At 58.0% G+C, this 16,277-nt stretch carries 11 protein-coding genes and 1 pseudogene; 9 read left to right on the top strand and 3 right to left on the bottom strand.

Annotated features, from left to right (window positions below):
- Positions 1-224: 224 nt before the first annotated feature.
- The 3 genes from Azoinq_RS13875 to Azoinq_RS13865 form a co-directional block, all read right to left on the bottom strand.
- Positions 225-1,619 carry a diguanylate cyclase domain-containing protein gene (locus tag Azoinq_RS13875; RefSeq protein ID WP_216128313.1) on the bottom strand — a complete coding sequence of 465 codons (1,395 nt, stop codon included), beginning with the start codon at positions 1,617-1,619 and terminating at the stop codon, positions 225-227.
- A gap of 177 nt (positions 1,620-1,796) precedes the next feature.
- Positions 1,797-2,693, bottom strand: a complete 897-nt coding sequence (locus Azoinq_RS13870; RefSeq protein ID WP_216128314.1) for a DUF1684 domain-containing protein — start codon at positions 2,691-2,693, stop codon at positions 1,797-1,799.
- A 94-nt stretch (positions 2,694-2,787) separates the two neighbouring features.
- Positions 2,788-3,840: a patatin-like phospholipase family protein gene (locus Azoinq_RS13865; RefSeq protein WP_216128315.1), complete on the bottom strand. Its 1,053-nt coding sequence runs from the start codon at positions 3,838-3,840 to the stop codon at positions 2,788-2,790.
- 173 nt (positions 3,841-4,013) lie between these two features.
- Here Azoinq_RS13865 and gpmI point away from each other — a divergent pair, with 173 nt between their 5' ends.
- The 9 genes and pseudogenes from gpmI to Azoinq_RS13825 all read left to right on the top strand — a co-directional run bounded on the left by gpmI (position 4,014) and on the right by Azoinq_RS13825 (position 16,129).
- Positions 4,014-5,666 (top strand): 2,3-bisphosphoglycerate-independent phosphoglycerate mutase, encoded by a 1,653-nt coding sequence (gpmI, locus tag Azoinq_RS13860; RefSeq protein WP_216128316.1) that lies wholly within the window; start codon positions 4,014-4,016, stop codon positions 5,664-5,666.
- Positions 5,667-5,858: 192 nt separating this feature from the next.
- Positions 5,859-8,837: a type VI secretion system Vgr family protein gene (locus Azoinq_RS13855; RefSeq protein ID WP_216128317.1), complete on the top strand. Its 2,979-nt coding sequence runs from the start codon at positions 5,859-5,861 to the stop codon at positions 8,835-8,837.
- A 13-nt stretch (positions 8,838-8,850) separates the two neighbouring features.
- Positions 8,851-10,788 (top strand): phospholipase D-like domain-containing protein, encoded by a 1,938-nt coding sequence (locus tag Azoinq_RS13850; protein WP_216128318.1) that lies wholly within the window; start codon positions 8,851-8,853, stop codon positions 10,786-10,788.
- An 88-nt stretch (positions 10,789-10,876) separates the two neighbouring features.
- Positions 10,877-11,875: an SEL1-like repeat protein gene (locus tag Azoinq_RS13845; RefSeq protein WP_216128319.1), complete on the top strand. Its 999-nt coding sequence runs from the start codon at positions 10,877-10,879 to the stop codon at positions 11,873-11,875.
- Positions 11,876-12,003: 128 nt separating this feature from the next.
- Complete coding sequence (locus Azoinq_RS13840) at positions 12,004-13,002, top strand: SEL1-like repeat protein (RefSeq protein ID WP_216128320.1); 999 nt, start codon at positions 12,004-12,006, stop codon at positions 13,000-13,002.
- Positions 12,885-13,538: pseudogene (locus Azoinq_RS15260) on the top strand (hypothetical protein); the annotation flags it as partial. The gene Azoinq_RS13840 and the pseudogene Azoinq_RS15260, both read left to right, overlap by 118 nt.
- Positions 13,539-13,911: 373 nt before the next feature.
- Entirely contained in the window at positions 13,912-14,130 is a 219-nt protein-coding gene (locus Azoinq_RS15255) for a DUF6396 domain-containing protein (protein WP_408627080.1), read from the top strand.
- A 222-nt stretch (positions 14,131-14,352) separates the two neighbouring features.
- On the top strand, positions 14,353-15,549 hold the full coding sequence (locus tag Azoinq_RS13830) for a WD40/YVTN/BNR-like repeat-containing protein (RefSeq protein WP_216128322.1): 1,197 nt from the start codon (positions 14,353-14,355) through the stop codon (positions 15,547-15,549).
- Between the two features lie 76 nt (positions 15,550-15,625).
- Positions 15,626-16,129 carry a hypothetical protein gene (locus tag Azoinq_RS13825; protein WP_216128323.1) on the top strand — a complete coding sequence of 168 codons (504 nt, stop codon included), beginning with the start codon at positions 15,626-15,628 and terminating at the stop codon, positions 16,127-16,129.
- The last annotated feature ends 148 nt before the right edge of the window (positions 16,130-16,277 follow it).

The raw sequence follows: 16,277 nt of genomic DNA, 5'->3' as shown, positions 1-16,277 counted from the left end.
CGTTGGGGGACAGGGCGAGTCTACCGTTACGGGAGGGGTGACGCAAACCCAATAGGGTAAGAATTCTCTTATATATCAAAGAGATTTATCTTTATTCCGACCTTAACCCTAAGACCAATAGGGAGAAAAACGGCGTCCCTATTGGCGTTCCTGGCCCCCCTTCGCCCCTACCCGCCTTCACGGCCTCTAATGCTAGCCTGGCCCCTTGAGACCCTCCCTTCCCCTCAAGGGTGAAAGCGATAGGCGTCCCGGCCGCCCTGTTTGGCGGCATACATGGCCTCATCGGCCTTTTTCATCAGCTCCGGCACCCCGTCCCGACCATGGCGGGGGCGGATGGCAATGCCCATGCTCACCGTGGTCACCCGGTAATCTCCCCCTGCGGCAATGGGTCGCACCAGGGCATCCCGGATTTTTTCCGCGACCCGGACCGCGTCTTCCGGCGCCCCGATTTCGGAAAGAACGATGATGAATTCGTCCCCGCCCTGACGGGCCACTGTATCCCCTTCCCGCACACAGGCCTTGAGGCGCCGGGCCACCTCCCGAAGCAGTTGATCCCCGGCGTCGTGGCCCAGGGCATCATTGACCTGCTTGAAATTGTCCAGATCCAGGAACATCACCGCCAGGGCCCGCTTCTGGCGCCGGGCCTGGGCCAGGGCCAGTTCCAGCCGGTCCAGCAAGAGGCGCCGGTTGGGCAGGCCGGTGAGGGAATCGTAGTAGGCTAGCTGGCGCACCTCCTCCTCCCACTGCTGGCGCTCGATGGCGGTACCCACCCAGCGGCCCAGGAGATTGAGAAATTCCCGGTCCCCCTCGTCAAACTCCCGCTTGTAGGGATAAACCGAGGCAAAGCTCACCACCCCGTAAATCCGACCCCGCACCAGCACCGGCACGCCGATATAGGACTCCAGCCCCAGATAGCGGTAGGCGGGGTGATCCCGATAGAGGGAGCGCCCGGTCTGGCGCAGGGCCAGCACATCCCCCTGGGCCAGGGTCAGGCTGCAATAGGTCTGGGCCAGGGGCAGGCGCAGATCATCTGCCAGCACCCCGGGGGGCGAAACGTGGGATACCAGCCGCCCTTCCTCCCCTTCCACCGCCACAATCAGGCCGAATTCCAGGCCCAGATGGGCGGCGCCGATGGTCAGGGCGCGACGGAACTGTTCCGCCAGGGAAAGCTGGGTAAAGGCGGCAATTTCGTTCAGATGGCGCAGGCTGTTGCGCTGACGCAGTTCCACCTCTTCCAGGGCCTTGCGGGCGGTGCAGTCCCGCCCCACCACCACCAGGGCCCGGCGGCTGCCATCCGGATTAAAAAGGGGCACCCGGGTGACTTCGTAACTCAGGAGCTCCCGACCATCCGCCGTCGGTACCCGCTCCAGGGAATCGTGACGGCCGCCCTTTTCCCACGCCAACTGATCCTGGCTGTGGCAGACCACCAGGGCCTGGGCCCGGTCCGGTAGCATCCCGGCCAGCTCCAGGTCGGTTTTGCCCTGCCAGGCCACCCGGTCCAGGCCGAAGACTTCCAGGGCCACCCCGTTGGCTAGGCGCAGACGCCCTTCCCCATCCTTGAAAAACACCGGATCGGGCAAGGCGTCCAGCAGGGTTTTCAGTCGCTGATGATCGTCCACCGCCGGCTCCTTTGGGACGCCCCCACGTTTCCGCTGGCGCGTCAGCTATGACATTGAACTGATCGGCTTATTGTAGGCCAGGCGCCACCGGGTCTGTCCAGTCCGGGCCGCCCCGGGCCTTTCTCCACCCCTATCTCCCGGAGAAGGGCGGCCCCCAAGGCCTTCCGGAGGCCGACATCAGGGATGGCCGTCCCACTTCCGTTCCCCGGCAGGAATGGCTAGGGGCAACCAGTTTTCCGGGGGCGGCAGAGGGCAAGTGGCAAAGGGGGTAAAGGCGCAGGGCGGGTTATAGGCCCGGTTGAAGTCCAGGAGAATGCGCCCACCTTCAGGTGGCGGGCAATGGAGAAAACGGCCGCCCCCGTAGGTTTCCCGGCCACTACCCCACTCCCGGAAAACCAGCAGTACTCCGTCCGGCCCCACGCTTTGGGGCAGCAGTTGGTAGTCTTCCCCGGCCACGGTAAAGCGGGCCCCGTGATCCACGGTGACGGGCCGTTCCTCTCCCGTCACGTCGGGCACCAGCAGGGTCTGGGGCGGCTCCAGAGGCTCCCAGCGGCCCGTCAGGCGCCAGGCTGGATCAAAGGGATAGGTGGGCACCCCACCAAAGGGCCGGGTGGCGACCCAGTCCAGATCCCGCACCCGGACGCCCAGACGCTCCCCCCGGCGGATGAGGAAAAAGACCAGACCCCCCAGGCACACCCGGTCGGGCCGCCCCTCCCGATCATCCGCCAGGGGCTGGGCCCAGGGATCGGCGGGTACGGGGGAGCCATCCGCTGACGCAGCCGCCCCGGCCCCACCCGGCTCCCGCCGGGTTTCTCCGGGGGAGGCGGGGCGCCAATACACCCCCGCTTCCCCCTCCCAATCTAGGGCGCCGAGCCGGGCCGGGCCCCGGGGCAGGATCACGCTGTTTTCTCCGGCACTTCCCACCGGGTTGGCGCCCGGCTCCAGCCAATACAGGCCCGCCAGCCCCAGCCAGCTTTCCGGCCCGGATAGTTCGGCCTCACGGGCCTGGCGCCAGGCTTGGTGGCGGGCTTGAAGCTGGGCGGGGGTTTCCGCGTTAAGGTGAGTTGGGCTCATGGCAAGGGCAGAAATAGAAAGGGCCTGCTTTTGGGAGGGGCGCCCCTCGGATTTGGTTCCCCGGGGCCGTCCTCCTTGAGGGCAGGCCGCCCCCTCAAGCGCCGAAACGGGCCTTCAGATCAATACTGCTGCGATGCCCCACCTGGTCCCCGTTTTCCGCCAGCCAGCGCTTTCCCTCCTCATAGCCCTGGTCGTGGAGGGTGCGCAGGAAGGGCCAATCCACGGTGATTTTGGTGGCGCTGCCGTACTGGGCCTGGAGGCTATCCGCCTCAATGAGGTGGAAGCGGGTGGAAATGAGGCGCTGCTCCAGGCCCCCGGGGGCCCCGGGATGGGCTTGGGAAAAGGCGGTGACGTTGGCGAACATGAGCATTTCCCGGAGCACGCTGGTGTTGAAAGCCAGTTCCAGGGCCCGGGCCCGGATGGCATCGGCCCCCGTGGGCAATTCCCCAAAGCTGCGGGGGGCCAGGAGCACCAGCAGATTGTCTTTACTCTGGCATTCGTAAAACAGGGGAAAAACCGCCGGATTAGCCGAATAGCCCCCGTCCCAGTAGGGCTCCCCGTCAATTTCCACGGCGTGGTGGAGCATGGGCAGGCAGGCGGAGGCCAGCACCGTATCCACGCTCAACTCCCCGTTGCGAAAGAGGCGCAGCTTGCCCGTATTGGCATTGGTGGCGGCGAGGAAGAGACGTACTGGGCTATGGGTCTGGAGCCCGGCAAAGTCGATGCGCTCCACCAGCCGGTCCCGCAGGGGGTTGAAGTTGAAGGGATTGAGCTGATAGGGGGACAGGTACTGGGTCCAGTTGAGCATCATCCGGGTGGCGGGCAGGATGGGGGAATTGTCGTTGCCCAGGAAGGAAAAGGGCATTTCCAGGGGCAGCTCCATGGGCATATCCACGGAAATGGATTGCCAGAAGTCCGCCAGGGCCTCCCGGGCCCCGTCCCGGCCGCCCTGCATCAGGCCGTTGGCCAGTACCACCCCGTTCACCGCCCCGGCGCTGGTGCCGCTCACCCCCTCGAATTCAAAACGCCCGTCTTCCAGCAGGGCGTCCAGCACCCCCCAGCTATAGGCCCCGTGGGCGCCCCCGCCCTGCAAGGCCAGATTGATGGCGCGGGTTGCTGTACCGCTGTTTGCTACCGTTTCCACCATGCCGTCTCCTCCATGGAATTTCGGGTATTTCCGGATTGACGTTGCTCCGGTGCACTAGGATACTTCGCCCGGCGCCAAATCCGTGCATTTCGGCCCGGCCCCGGGATTTTCCCGGCCCAGGGGTCCGCCGAAACGGAACGGCATTTCCTTTCCGTCCCTCACAGGATTCTCCCATGCTGCAAAAGCTCTCCTCTTTCCCCGGCGTGCCCGGGCCCGTGGTGATTATTGTCATGGACGGCTACGGCCTGCCCAAAAACGATCTGGGCAGTGCCATCGCCGCCGCCCGCAAACCCACCCTGGACGGGCTCTTCGCCCACTATTCCAATGTGCGGCTGAAAGCCCACGGCACGGCGGTGGGCATGCCCTCCGACGACGATATGGGCAATTCGGAAGTGGGCCACAACGCCATCGGCGCCGGTCAGGTCTATGCCCAGGGGGCGGCCCTGGTGGCCCAGGCCATCGCCTCCGGCAGCCTCTGGCAGGGGGACGGCTGGCGCCAGGTGGTGGATGGAGTCAAACAGGGCGCCAACGGGCGGCCCGGGGTACTCCATTTCCTGGGGCTTTTTTCCGACGGCAATGTGCATAGCCACATCGACCACCTAAAGGCCATGGTCACCCAGGCCAAGGCGGAAGGCATTGCCACGGTGCGCATCCACGTGCTGCTGGACGGTCGGGACGTGCCGGAAACCAGCGCCCTGGACTATGTCACCCCCTTTGAAGCCTTCCTGGCGGATATTTCCGATGCCGGCTTCGATGCCCGAATCGCCTCCGGCGGTGGCCGCCAGGTCATTACCATGGACCGCTACGAAGCCAACTGGGCCATGGTGGCGGCGGGCTGGAAAACCCACGTGCTGGGCGAAGGGGAACAGTTTCCCTCTACCACGGCGGCCATCCAGGCCCTGCGCCAGAGCCACCCGGGCACCATCGATCAGGATCTGCCCCCCTTCGTCATCGCCCAGGACGGCCAGCCCCTGGGCCCCATCCAGGACGGGGACGGGGTGATTTTCTTCAATTTCCGGGGTGACCGGGCCATCGAAATCAGCCGGGCCTTTGAAGAAGAACACTTCGACAAATTCGACCGGGTGCGCCATCCCCGGGTCACCTACGCGGGCATGCTCCAATACGATGGGGATTTGCAGCTACCCCGGCGCTATCTGGTAGCCCCACCGGCCATCCAGAACACCATGGGGGAATGGTTCGCCAAGGCCGGCGTCACCCAGTTCGCCTGCTCCGAAACCCAGAAATACGGCCATGTTACCTATTTCTGGAACGGCAACCGTTCGGGCAAATTTGAAGGGGAAACCACCCAGGAAGTGCCCAGCGACGTGGTGCCCTTTGAGCAGCGCCCCTGGATGAAATCCGCCGAAATCGCCGACGCCATGATCGCCGCCGTAAAAAGCGGGAAACACAAGGTATTGCGCTGCAATTTCGCCAATGGGGACATGGTGGGCCACACCGGCAACTTCCGCGCCGCCACCCTGGCCGTGGAAGCCGTGGATCTGGCCCTGGAACGCCTGCTCCCGGTCATCGACGCCGCCGGAGGCATTGCCCTGATCACCGCCGACCACGGCAACGCGGACGAAATGTACGAGCTGGACAAAAAAACCAAGCAACCGGCCAAGAACAAGGACGGCTCCTACAAAGCCAAGACCGCCCACACCCTGAACCCGGTGCCCCTGATCCTCTACGACAACGTGAGCGGCGGCAAGCTTTCCCTCAAGCAAACCGAACAGGCGGGCCTTTCCAACATCGCCGCCACGGTCGCCAACCTCATCGGTCTGGAAAAACACCCCAGCTGGGACGAAAGCCTGCTGGAAATCCGCTGATTGCTGCGCCTCCCCCACATCAAGCCCCGGCAGGTCCGGGGCTTTTTTATGCCAAATCACCCCCAAAAAGCGGAAAAACTCCAGTCCCCTCCAAAAAGCGCTAGAACGATTTAACTGTGACGAAAGTCACATTATTCCCATGCCATAGGGAGCAGGTTACAATGCCGCCTTTCATGCATTTGGTATGCTGGTATGAAATCCCTGGCGGAGCTATTGGAGAGTTACGGAAGCGGGTATTTGCAGGCGGGTCGGCAGTTCGGGTTGCAACTGGGGGATGGCCAAGTCTGGTCGGAGCGGCTGTTGCCCCACGCCCTGGAAGGGGAAGAAGGCCTCTCCCAGTCCTACCGCTACCGGGTGGAATGCCTGTCCCCGGACGTGGGTCTGGAACTCAAAAGCCTCCTGGGCTTAGCCGCCGCCCTGACGGTGGAAGGCCAGGATGGGGCCCCGGTGGTGCGCTGCGGCGTGGTCAGCGGTGCCGAAGCCCTGGCCAGTGACGGGGGCTTCGCCCGCTATGCCCTGACCCTGGAACCGCCCCTGGCCCTGCTCAAGCTCCGCCACACCAGCCGGGTCTTCCAGGACCTCACCCCAGACGCCATCATCCGCCAGATCCTGGACGAACACCGGGCCGCCAACCCGGTCTTTGCCGCCCAGCAACAGCTGGACTTCCACCTGACCCAGCCCCTCTCCCCCCGCAGCTACTGTCTCCAGTACCGGGAGACCGACTACGACTTCATCGTCCGCCTGCTCCACGAAGAAGGATTGGCCTGGCGCTTTGACCATAGCCAGGAAGGTACGCCCCACGTCACCCTGGTGGCCTTCGACGATCCCTATGCGGTCCCGGCCGCCCCCCTGGAGCGGGTACGCTTCCACCGCAGCGACGCCACGGAGCAAGAAGACGGCCTCAGCCACTGGGAAAGCCAGCGCCAGGTGGTCTCCAGCAAAGTGAGCCTGGCCAGCTTCGACTACCAGCCTGTCACCACCCTGCAAGGAGGGGATGGGAGCCACGTGGAACAGGGAAAAGACGGCCAGGCCGCCGGCACCACCCTGGAAGACTACGACCCCCAAAGCCTCTACTACGCCCAAGACCCGGATCAGCTGGAACGCTACGCCCGCCTGCGCCAACAGGCCCATGACCGGAGCGCCAAGGCCTTCACCGGCCAGGGCACGGTGCGGGGCCTTCTGGCGGGTCAATGGTTCCGCCTGGACGACCACCCGGCCCTGGACGGGAAGGGCAGCGACCAGCGGGAATTCGTGGTTACCCGGCAACAGTTCGCGGCCAGGAACAACCTGCCCGGAGAACTGGCCCAGCAACTGCCCCCCAGCCTTTTGGGGCAAAGCGCCCTGACCAGCCCCACCGCCGGCACCTCAGGCGCCGGGAGCCTCTCCCCCACAGAAGCCCAGCCCTTCCAGACCCACCTCACCGCCCAGCGCCGGGGCCTCCCCCTCACCCCGGCCTATGCCCACAGCGACCAGGCCAAACCCACGGCCCGGGGCGCCCAGACCGCCACCGTGGTGGGCCCCTCGGGGGAAGAAGTGCATACGGACGCCCAGGGCCGCATCAAGGTCCAGTTCCACTGGCAACGGCCCGACGAACACCCCACCGTGGGGGCCAATCGGGACGACACCTCCAGCTGCTGGCTCCGGGTCGCCATGCCCAGCGCCGGGGCCGCCTGGGGCCACCAGTTCATTCCCCGCATCGGCCAGGAAGTGCTGGTGGACTTCCTGGAAGGGGACATTGACCGGCCCCTCATCACCGGGGTGCTCTATAACGGCAGCCACCTTCCCCCCACCTTCAGCGGCGCCGGCACCCTCCCCGCCAACAAAACCCTCTCCGGCATCAAGAGTAAGGAACACCAGGGGGGCCAATACAACGAACTGCTCTTCGACGACACCCCGGGGGAAGTGCGGGCCAAACTCTCCAGCGAACACGGCAAAACCCAGCTCAACCAGGGCTTCCTCACCCATCCCCGGACCGAGGGCAAAGCCACGCCCCGAGGGGACGGCTTTGAACTGCGAACCGACCGGCAAGGCGCCCTGCGGGCGGGCCAGGGCCTGCTCCTCAGCACCGAAGCCCAGGCCAACGCTGGCGGCAAACAACTGGCCCGGAGCGGCATCCAGCACCAACTGGAAAGCGCCCTGGCCCTAAGCCAGGCCCTGGGCGAAAACGCCACCCATCAGCTAGCGGATACGGTGGAAACGGGCCCGGAACAAATCCAGCCCAACAACGCCAAGGCCAGCAAAACCCCCACGGGCCACCTGCACCACCAGGTCAGCGCCTTGAAAGCCTGGGAAGGGGGCAGCAACACGGACCCGGAAGGGAAAACCGCCCAGGATCAGACCGGGCGCCAGCCCCTCATGATCCTCTCCGCCCCCGGGGGCCTGGCCGCCGGGACGGAACAAAGCGCCACGGTGAGCACCGGCACCAACCTGGACCTGATCGCCCAACGGGACACCCAACAAACCTCCGGCCGCCGCTGGCTCCACAACGTGGGCCAACACATCAGCCTCTTCGTCGCCGGAGTGAAAGATCAGATCGCCCTCAAGCTCATTGCGGCCAAGGGCAAGGTTCAGGTGCAGGCGCAAAGCGACGCTATGGAAATTACCGCCGATAAGGATGTCACTATCACCAGCGTGAGCGCCAAACAACTCCTCAATGCCAAAGAGGAAGTACTGCTCACCAGCGGCGGCGCCTATATCCGTATCAAAGGCGGCAAGATTGAACTCCATGCCCCGGGAGTAGTGAGTATTAAGGGGGCGACCCATGATTGGAGCGGCCCAGCCAGCATGACTGCCGCCCATCCGGATTACCCGCAAAGCAGCTACAAAATGCCTTTACGCTTTAATTTTGACCACGCCCCCGCCGGAGCCAAAACAGCCTGGATGGGGATGCCTTATAAGCTATACGCAGACGGGGCCTTGATAAAGGAAGATGTATTGGACGAAGAAGGCAGCATTCTCGTTGACCATGCCGTAATTACTCAAGAGTACCGAGTTGAACTAGCCAACGGACTGATATATAAAATCCCCATTAAAACTGATTACGACGATCCAGAAAAAGACCCTGCTTTAAATGCTGGATTTATACCTCATATCGCCGGTAGCAGCGCCAGCGAAAGCGAAAACATCCCCCCAAAGGATCACGCCTTTGACTACTACCAAAAACTCCTCTGAAACAGAATAACAAATGAGCAAAATAAACGTACCACTCAGCCTAAATAACACATCATCCGCCACCCTAACTCCGCAATGGTTTTTAAATAAATCGGAATATACCCCAAAAAACGGCGCTTTCCACCTACTCGTCAATGGAAAAGATGCCTTCAGGGATATTCATGAAGCCATAGCCAGAGCCAAGAAATCGGTCTCAATAGTTTGTTGGGGATTTCAACCCTCGATGTATTTTATCCGTGATGGGAATGAAGCAACACCCTGCATTGGAGAGTTACTAGAACAAGTTGGCCAGCGCGGGGTAAAGATAAGAATAATTAGCTACGCAGTAAATCCAGCAGGTCTTGGTATAAATATCACAGGAATGATACCAGGAGAAGCAAATCTTCCTGGGCGACATGCATCAGCCATTAAAGATCAGCCTAGCAATATGTCGGACAACCAATACAAATATAACCAACAGTGGTTTTTTCGTTACGACAGATATCAGACTCTTAACGACTATAACAAAAAGTCAGAAATAAAGGGGATTAACCCCACGCCAAAAACGGGAAATATAATATTTGTCAGCCGTGGCTTTTCCAATAGCGACCGAGAAAGATTAAAGGAAAAGCGTTATGACGACAAAGACCTAAGCAACGAAACCAAACTCAAACTAGCCGCAGGCCCCTCCCACCACCAAAAATCAGTCGTTATTGATTATGAAGACCCCCATCATTGTGTCGGCTATGTTATGGGACATAACATGCTTGACGAGTATTGGGACGATAGTCCGCATGGCTATAAAAGATACACGAGCAATACTGGAAGAAATGGCCACCTGCCCCGTCAGGATTTTTCCGCCAGGATAACCGGCGAATTAGTGGGAGATTTATTTGATAACTTTGCCCAAGCCTGGAAAGACGAAACAGGAGAATCTCTTCCCCCGCCCCGATTCAAGGATTACCCCTACGCCCTCAGGGATAATTATATCAAGGGGCAATTTTTGCGCACCCAATCCCAAAAAAAAGCAGTCGAAGATATAAAAAAATGTTATTTGCAAGCGCTGACCATGGCTTCCCAATATGTCTATGTGGAAAACCAATACTTCCGCTGGCCACCGTTCGCAGAAACGCTCAAAGCCTGTGCGGCAAAACAAGCCCAGATGAAGCGGGATCCGGGAAAGCATGGCCCTATCTATCTGTTTGCAATCACTAACGCCGACGAAAATGAAGGCTTGGGCGCAGGTAAAGTCAATACCTATCGCATGTTGGAAAGCCTGGGCCGGGCTGATGTTCTACCCAATGTGGCAAAAGCAGAACGGGAAGATCAGGCGAAGCGTGCCTTAGGCGACGCCAATACGGAAGTCCGGTCCGCCCGCTCTTCGCTTCATGGACTAGACGTGGAGGCCAGCCAGTTGGCGGGGTTGCCTAATACAGCCCAAGACCTGACCCAACGCTACGACAAGGCCAATGCCCAGGTTCGGGCAGCAGAGGCCAAGCAAAAGGAAAAAGCCAGGGAATTGGCCACCATCCAGGACAAAAACTACAAAGTTACCGCCATCGACCGGCCCGGGCTGAAATGCCATATCTGCACCCTGGTTGCACCCAATACTCCCCAAGGCCACCCTTGGGTTCCGGTCTATGTACACGCCAAGCTAATGCTCATTGACGACGCTTTCATGACCCTGGGTAGCGCCAACTTGAATACCCGCAGCATGCAGGTGGATAGCGAACTCAACATCGCCCACCACCGCCCGGAAATTACCACGCCGACCCGCAAACACCTGTGGGGATTACATACAAAAAGCAAAAGTGGAGAAGAAGCTCTAGGGCTAAAAGGAATGGCAGAGGCTTACAAAAATTGGGATTACGTCATCAACCGAAACAAAGAACAACAAGGTTTCGGACACTCGCCTATCGCCTCTTTGGTGGAATTCTATGCCGGAACTAAGGATCGCAGCAATGGAGACTAACTCCAACAAAATCTGGCGGTTAGCCCCGCTCCTCATCACCCTAGCGGCCTGCGACCCGGATCACCCTCTATTTAGTAAGGAACCTCGAATGTCAGACCTCCCAGAAATCAGCGTCCCCAAAGACGGTAAAAGCTGGGTGCAGGTCAAAGCCCGTTTAAGTTTTACCTGCGCTTATGAAAAAGACCGCATCCCGCCCCGGGACCCGGAAGCTGACCAGCTTTACCTCTACGCCCGCTGGCTCCGTAAAAAGAACCTGCTCCCGGAAGACCCGGCCCAATATCCCCCAATGGAACGGCTGCTACGCATTGCCACCGCTTATGGTCACGACAAAGCCAACCTGGAACTAAGAAGTCTCCTGGGGGAAGGCAATGCCACCAGCGACAACCGGGAGGAAGAAATCTATCAACTGACCCAGGACCTGATCCGTCAGGGTATCCCGGGAGGCTATTACGACATGGCCCGGATGCTGGAACAGGGCTATGGGGTGAAGGAAGATGACGAACTGGCTTTGAAGTATTACCGAAAGGCGGCCGACCTGGGGAATCCGGAGGCTCAGTATGTGGTGGGAGATAAACTAGTACGTCAAACAGGCCACTTGGATATACAAAATATTGGCATGGAGATGTACCACTGCGCAGCAGAACAAGGCCACGGTCAAGCCGCCCTGGAATATGCCATCCACCAGCAGGCTCTAAAAAACTATGACGAAGCTCTCAAAATCTTCCAACTCGGCGCAAAAGCTGGAAATGAAACAGCTGCCTTCGCTTTGGAAAAGGGATTTAACGGTCCGCAGCTGAATGATGAATTGGAATACTTAGGGCAAACCAAAGACCCGGAACGAGTACGGCGATACCGCCTCATTGGAGAAATGCTCTCCGGCTACTCCTACCTAAAGCCCCAGGTCCCAGAAATAGACCGGATCGTCCCCCTGCCCCCCGCCAAGCTGCCAGCCTGGAACGGCAAGCTGGAGTGGCAGGAAGCCTGGGAAGCCAACCAGCCCCCGCCCCTCCCCAGTGAAGCCCGTATTGTTGCCATGGCAAAGGCCAAGGGGCTGGACCCGGCCACGGGAAGGCCCTTGCCAAAATGAACCGGAGAGGCCCGTTCAAAGGGAATGGGAAGGGGTGGCAGGTCAGCCGCCTCTGGTGCCTCGCCCCCCTCCTTTTCGCCCTCACCGCCTGCGATGGGGAGGTCCCCTTTCTAGGGAAAGGTCACCGAATGTCAGACCTCCCAGAAATCAGCGTCCCCAAAGACGGTAAAAGCTGGGTACAGGTAAAAGCCCGTTTAAGTTTTACCTGCGCTTATGAAAAAGACCGCATCCCGCCCCGGGACCCGGAGGCAGACCAACTTTATCACTACGCCCGCTGGCTCCGTAAAAAGAACCTGCTCCCGGAAGACCCAGCCCAATATCCCAAAATGGAAAGGCTGCTGCGTATTGCCACGGCCTATGGCCACGACAAAGCCAACCTGGAGCTAAGAAGTCTCCTGGGGGAAGGCAATGCCACCAGCGATAACCGGGAGGAAGAAATCTATCAACTGACCCAGGACCTGATCCGCCGGGGTATCCCGGGGGGCTATTACGACATGGCCCGAATGCTGGAACAGGGCTATGGGGTGAAGGAAGACGAGGAACTGGCTTTGAAGTACTACCGAAAGGCAGCCGATCTGGGGAATCCGGAAGCTCAATACGTGGTGGGAGATAAAATCAGCGGGGTTGGCAATCCACCGGATATTCAAGCGATCGGCTATGCCATGTACCGTTGCGCGGCAGAACAAGGTCATGGGGAAGCGGCTCTGGAATACGCCATCCACCAGAAAGATTTAGGAAACCATGAGGAAGCTCTCAAAATCTTCCAACTTGGAGCAAAAGCCGGAAACGAGGTGGCTGCATCCTTTCTTGAACATGGCTTTACGGGCCCAGCCTCGAACGATGAGCTGCATTACTTAGGCCAGACCAAAGATCCAGAACGGGCAAGGCGATATCTCGCTATTGCGGACATGCTCTCCGTCTACTCCTACCTTAAACCTCAGGCCCCAGAAATAGACCGGATCGTTCCCCTGCCCCCAGCCAAGCTACCCACCTGGAACGGCAAACTAGAATGGCAGGAAGCCTGGGAGGCCAATCAGCCTCCTCCCCTCCCCAGCGAGGCCCGAATCGTGGCCATGGCAAAGGCCAAGGGCCTGGACCCGGCCACGGGAAGGCCCTTGCCAAAATGAACCGGAGCGGCCCGATCAAAGGGAATAGGAAGGGGTGGCAGGCCAGCAGCCTCTGGTGCCTCGCTCCCCTCCTTATTGCCCTCACGGCCTGCGATGGGGAGGTCCCCTTTCTAGGGGAAGGTCACCGAATGTCGGACCTCCCGGAAATCAGCGTCCCCCAAGACGGCAAAAGCTGGGCACAGGTTAAAGCCCGTTTAAGTTTTACCTGCGCCTACGAAAAAGACCGCATCCCGCCCCGGGACCCGGAAGCAGACCAGCTTTACCGCTACGCCCGCTGGCTCCGTAAAAAGAACCTGCTCACGGAGAACCCGGCCCAATATCCCCAAATGGAACGGCTGCTACGCATTGCCACGGCTTATGGTCACGACAAAGCCAACCTGGAACTAAGAAGCCTCCTGGGGGAAGGCAATGCCACCAGCGATAACCGGGAAGAAGAAATCTATCAACTGACCCAGGACCTGATCCGCCGTGGCATTCCGGGGGGCTATTACGACATGGCCCGGATGCTGGAACAGGGCTATGGGGTGAAGGAAGACGAGGAACTGGCTTTGAAGTACTACCGAAAGGCGGCCGACCTGGGGAATCCGGAAGCTCAGTACGTAGTGGGAGATAAAATCAGCGGGGTTGGCAATCCACCGGATATTCAAGCGATCGGCTATGCCATGTTCCGCTGCGCAGCAGAACAAGGCCATGGCGAAGCGGCCCTGGAATACGCCATCCACCAAAAAATACTAAAACACTACGAAGAAGCCCTCAAAATCTTCCAGCTCGGCGCAAAAGCCGGAAACGAGGTGGCCCCATCCTTTCTTGAACATGGCTTTACGGGCCCAGCCTCGAACGATGAACTGCATTACTTAGGCCAGACAAAAAGATCCAGAACGGGCAAGGCGATATCGCATCATTGCGGACATGCTCTCCGTCTACTCCTACCTGAAACCTCAGGTCCCAGAAATAGACCGGATCGTTCCCCTGCCCCCCGCCAAGCTGCCAGCCTGGAACGGCAAGCTGGAGTGGCAGGAAGCCTGGGAAGCCAACCAGCCCCCGCCCCTCCCCAGTGAAGCCCGTATTGTTGCCATGGCAAAGGCCAAGGGGCTGGACCCGGCCACGGGACGGCCTTTATCAAAATAAGAAGTGTCCTTGTGCACACCAAAGACTTGGTTAGCAACAACTAAAACGATGAATTTTCATATTTAAAAAAATTTTCTCCATTCTTTTTCATTAGGAATCTGGTGTATTTTATGCCCCATTATTAAAGCAATATTAGCGATCACATTTTTCATTGTATTACTTACCGCAGGGGGATATGGTTTATACAAGGCACTTAATATATGGACTTATGAAACAGAACTAATGGAACATGACAAGCCTTACGGCGGCGGTGACTTGAGAATATCTGGAACCCAGGCCATTGTTTTTAAGCCAATAACACCGGAAATAAAGTTTAAGGCGGTACCTACAGGAAAATTACCGGACAACTATAAACCGGAAGAAACAGAGCCCTGGATGAAGGACGAAGACGAAATTGAAAATAGATCCACCATTCGCATTCTTCGTGGGAATTTAAAGAATGGAATCGCACGAATATTTGAAAAGCCAGGACAAAATGGGGCTTGGTGGATATCGCCAGACTGGAGAACAATTTACGTAACTACAGATTGGACTAATTACAAATTACCTAATGGTCCAGATGGGTATGGACAGCGCTGGCATACACTTTGGAAAAGCGTCGACGGAGGCAATACCTGGCACCAATTACCTTGGCCTGATCGAGTACAACCGGGACAGCCTCTTTTTTTACCGGACGGACGACATGGCTACCTTATTGCTGATGGGATGCGCATATGGAAAACATCTGACGGTGGTGAGCATTGGTTAGAAATAACTCTGCCTCCTTGGACTAATCAACAACTAACAGATAATCCTGATGGAAATGGTTTTTCTCCAATGGTAAGGGATGTGCGCGCAAGATTTAGTGCCTATGACCTGGACAGCAATGGAACCTTACACATATCGTTCTATATCAGAAAAATAAAACTTCCAAAAACCCCCACTGAAATCACAGAAAGTACCCTTCTTTATAGTATCCCCTGGGGTATTCCCCATACCGAGCCACCTCGAAAATGGTTATATCCGGATATTGTTCTATGCAATCAATCCTTAGCAGACATTAAAGGTTCCTTAGACGGAAATATTCATTTGATCAGTTTTGTCGGAAAAGCCCCTCCCGATGACAAACCTGACATTGAGCGCCGCCCAGCCGCCTACCTCCTTTATAGAAACAACAGAGAGGTTTTTAAACATCAATTTTCCAGCGACGTCGTCCCAGGGGCTTTGTTTCTGGGAAACGAGGGGCAACTAATTCTCTCAGGAGAAAGCCGTAAGCCGGGGGAAGTCATGAGCGACTCCGTTACGCTAATCAGCACGGATAACGGAAAAACTTGGGACAAAGAAAGCGATGGGTTTGCTTGGGCCTGGTATTACGAGAAGGAACGTAACCGCATATGGAAATATGAGGGTCATTCTCTATATTGGCGAAACGCAAAATAAATATTTTTATTGGGGGGGTGAGGTCGCCCCCCCTCATTCAAATAACGCCCTCAGTAACTAGAAGCAGAGAGGAGAAATGCCCCACAAAAAAGCGCAAACTCTTATTTTTACAATTATTCTTTTTTACATATCTCCACTACACGCAAACAGCAACAATCAGAATATTTATCATATCATTGACCACGCAGACTTTGCTCCACCTTCGTTCCTTCACTACTTTCAAGACAAGCACAGCACTCCCTCGCGCCACCTAGAAAGCAATGACAACAAACGGCTCGACATCATTATTTTCAGCAAGGATGACGACGGAGATTACTCAAATTGTCAAAAAATATATCCACCAATAATTATCTCAGGGAACAGCGATAATTATGCGGCGTATAAATATAGGGAAGAAGAAATCCGGGGAATATTTTCTAACCATTATTTTTACGTCAAGCTCAGACCTAATAGCTTTGACTACTGTAAAAATAGCGAAGCACTCTCAAGGCACATAAAATTTCACAAGGAAACAAGGGCTGCGGTTGTGGAAGCCCTGACAAAGCAGGGATGCACCATCACTGACGCCGGCCTTTATTAAATCCCCCAAGCCCCAACGCCGAATCAAGTCCTCCCTCGCTTCGCATTCCCCACCAGCATTTGACCAAGGTCAGCTAAGCACCAGCCAGGGGCGCTATCCTTGGGTAGGATTTTCCTTACCTTTGCGCCCATGTCCCTCGCCGCTCCTT

The organism is Azospira inquinata, assembly GCF_018905915.1.
GTDB classification, from domain to species: Bacteria; Pseudomonadota; Gammaproteobacteria; order Burkholderiales; family Rhodocyclaceae; genus Azospira; species Azospira inquinata.
This window is presented reverse-complemented; position numbering and strand designations above follow the sequence as displayed.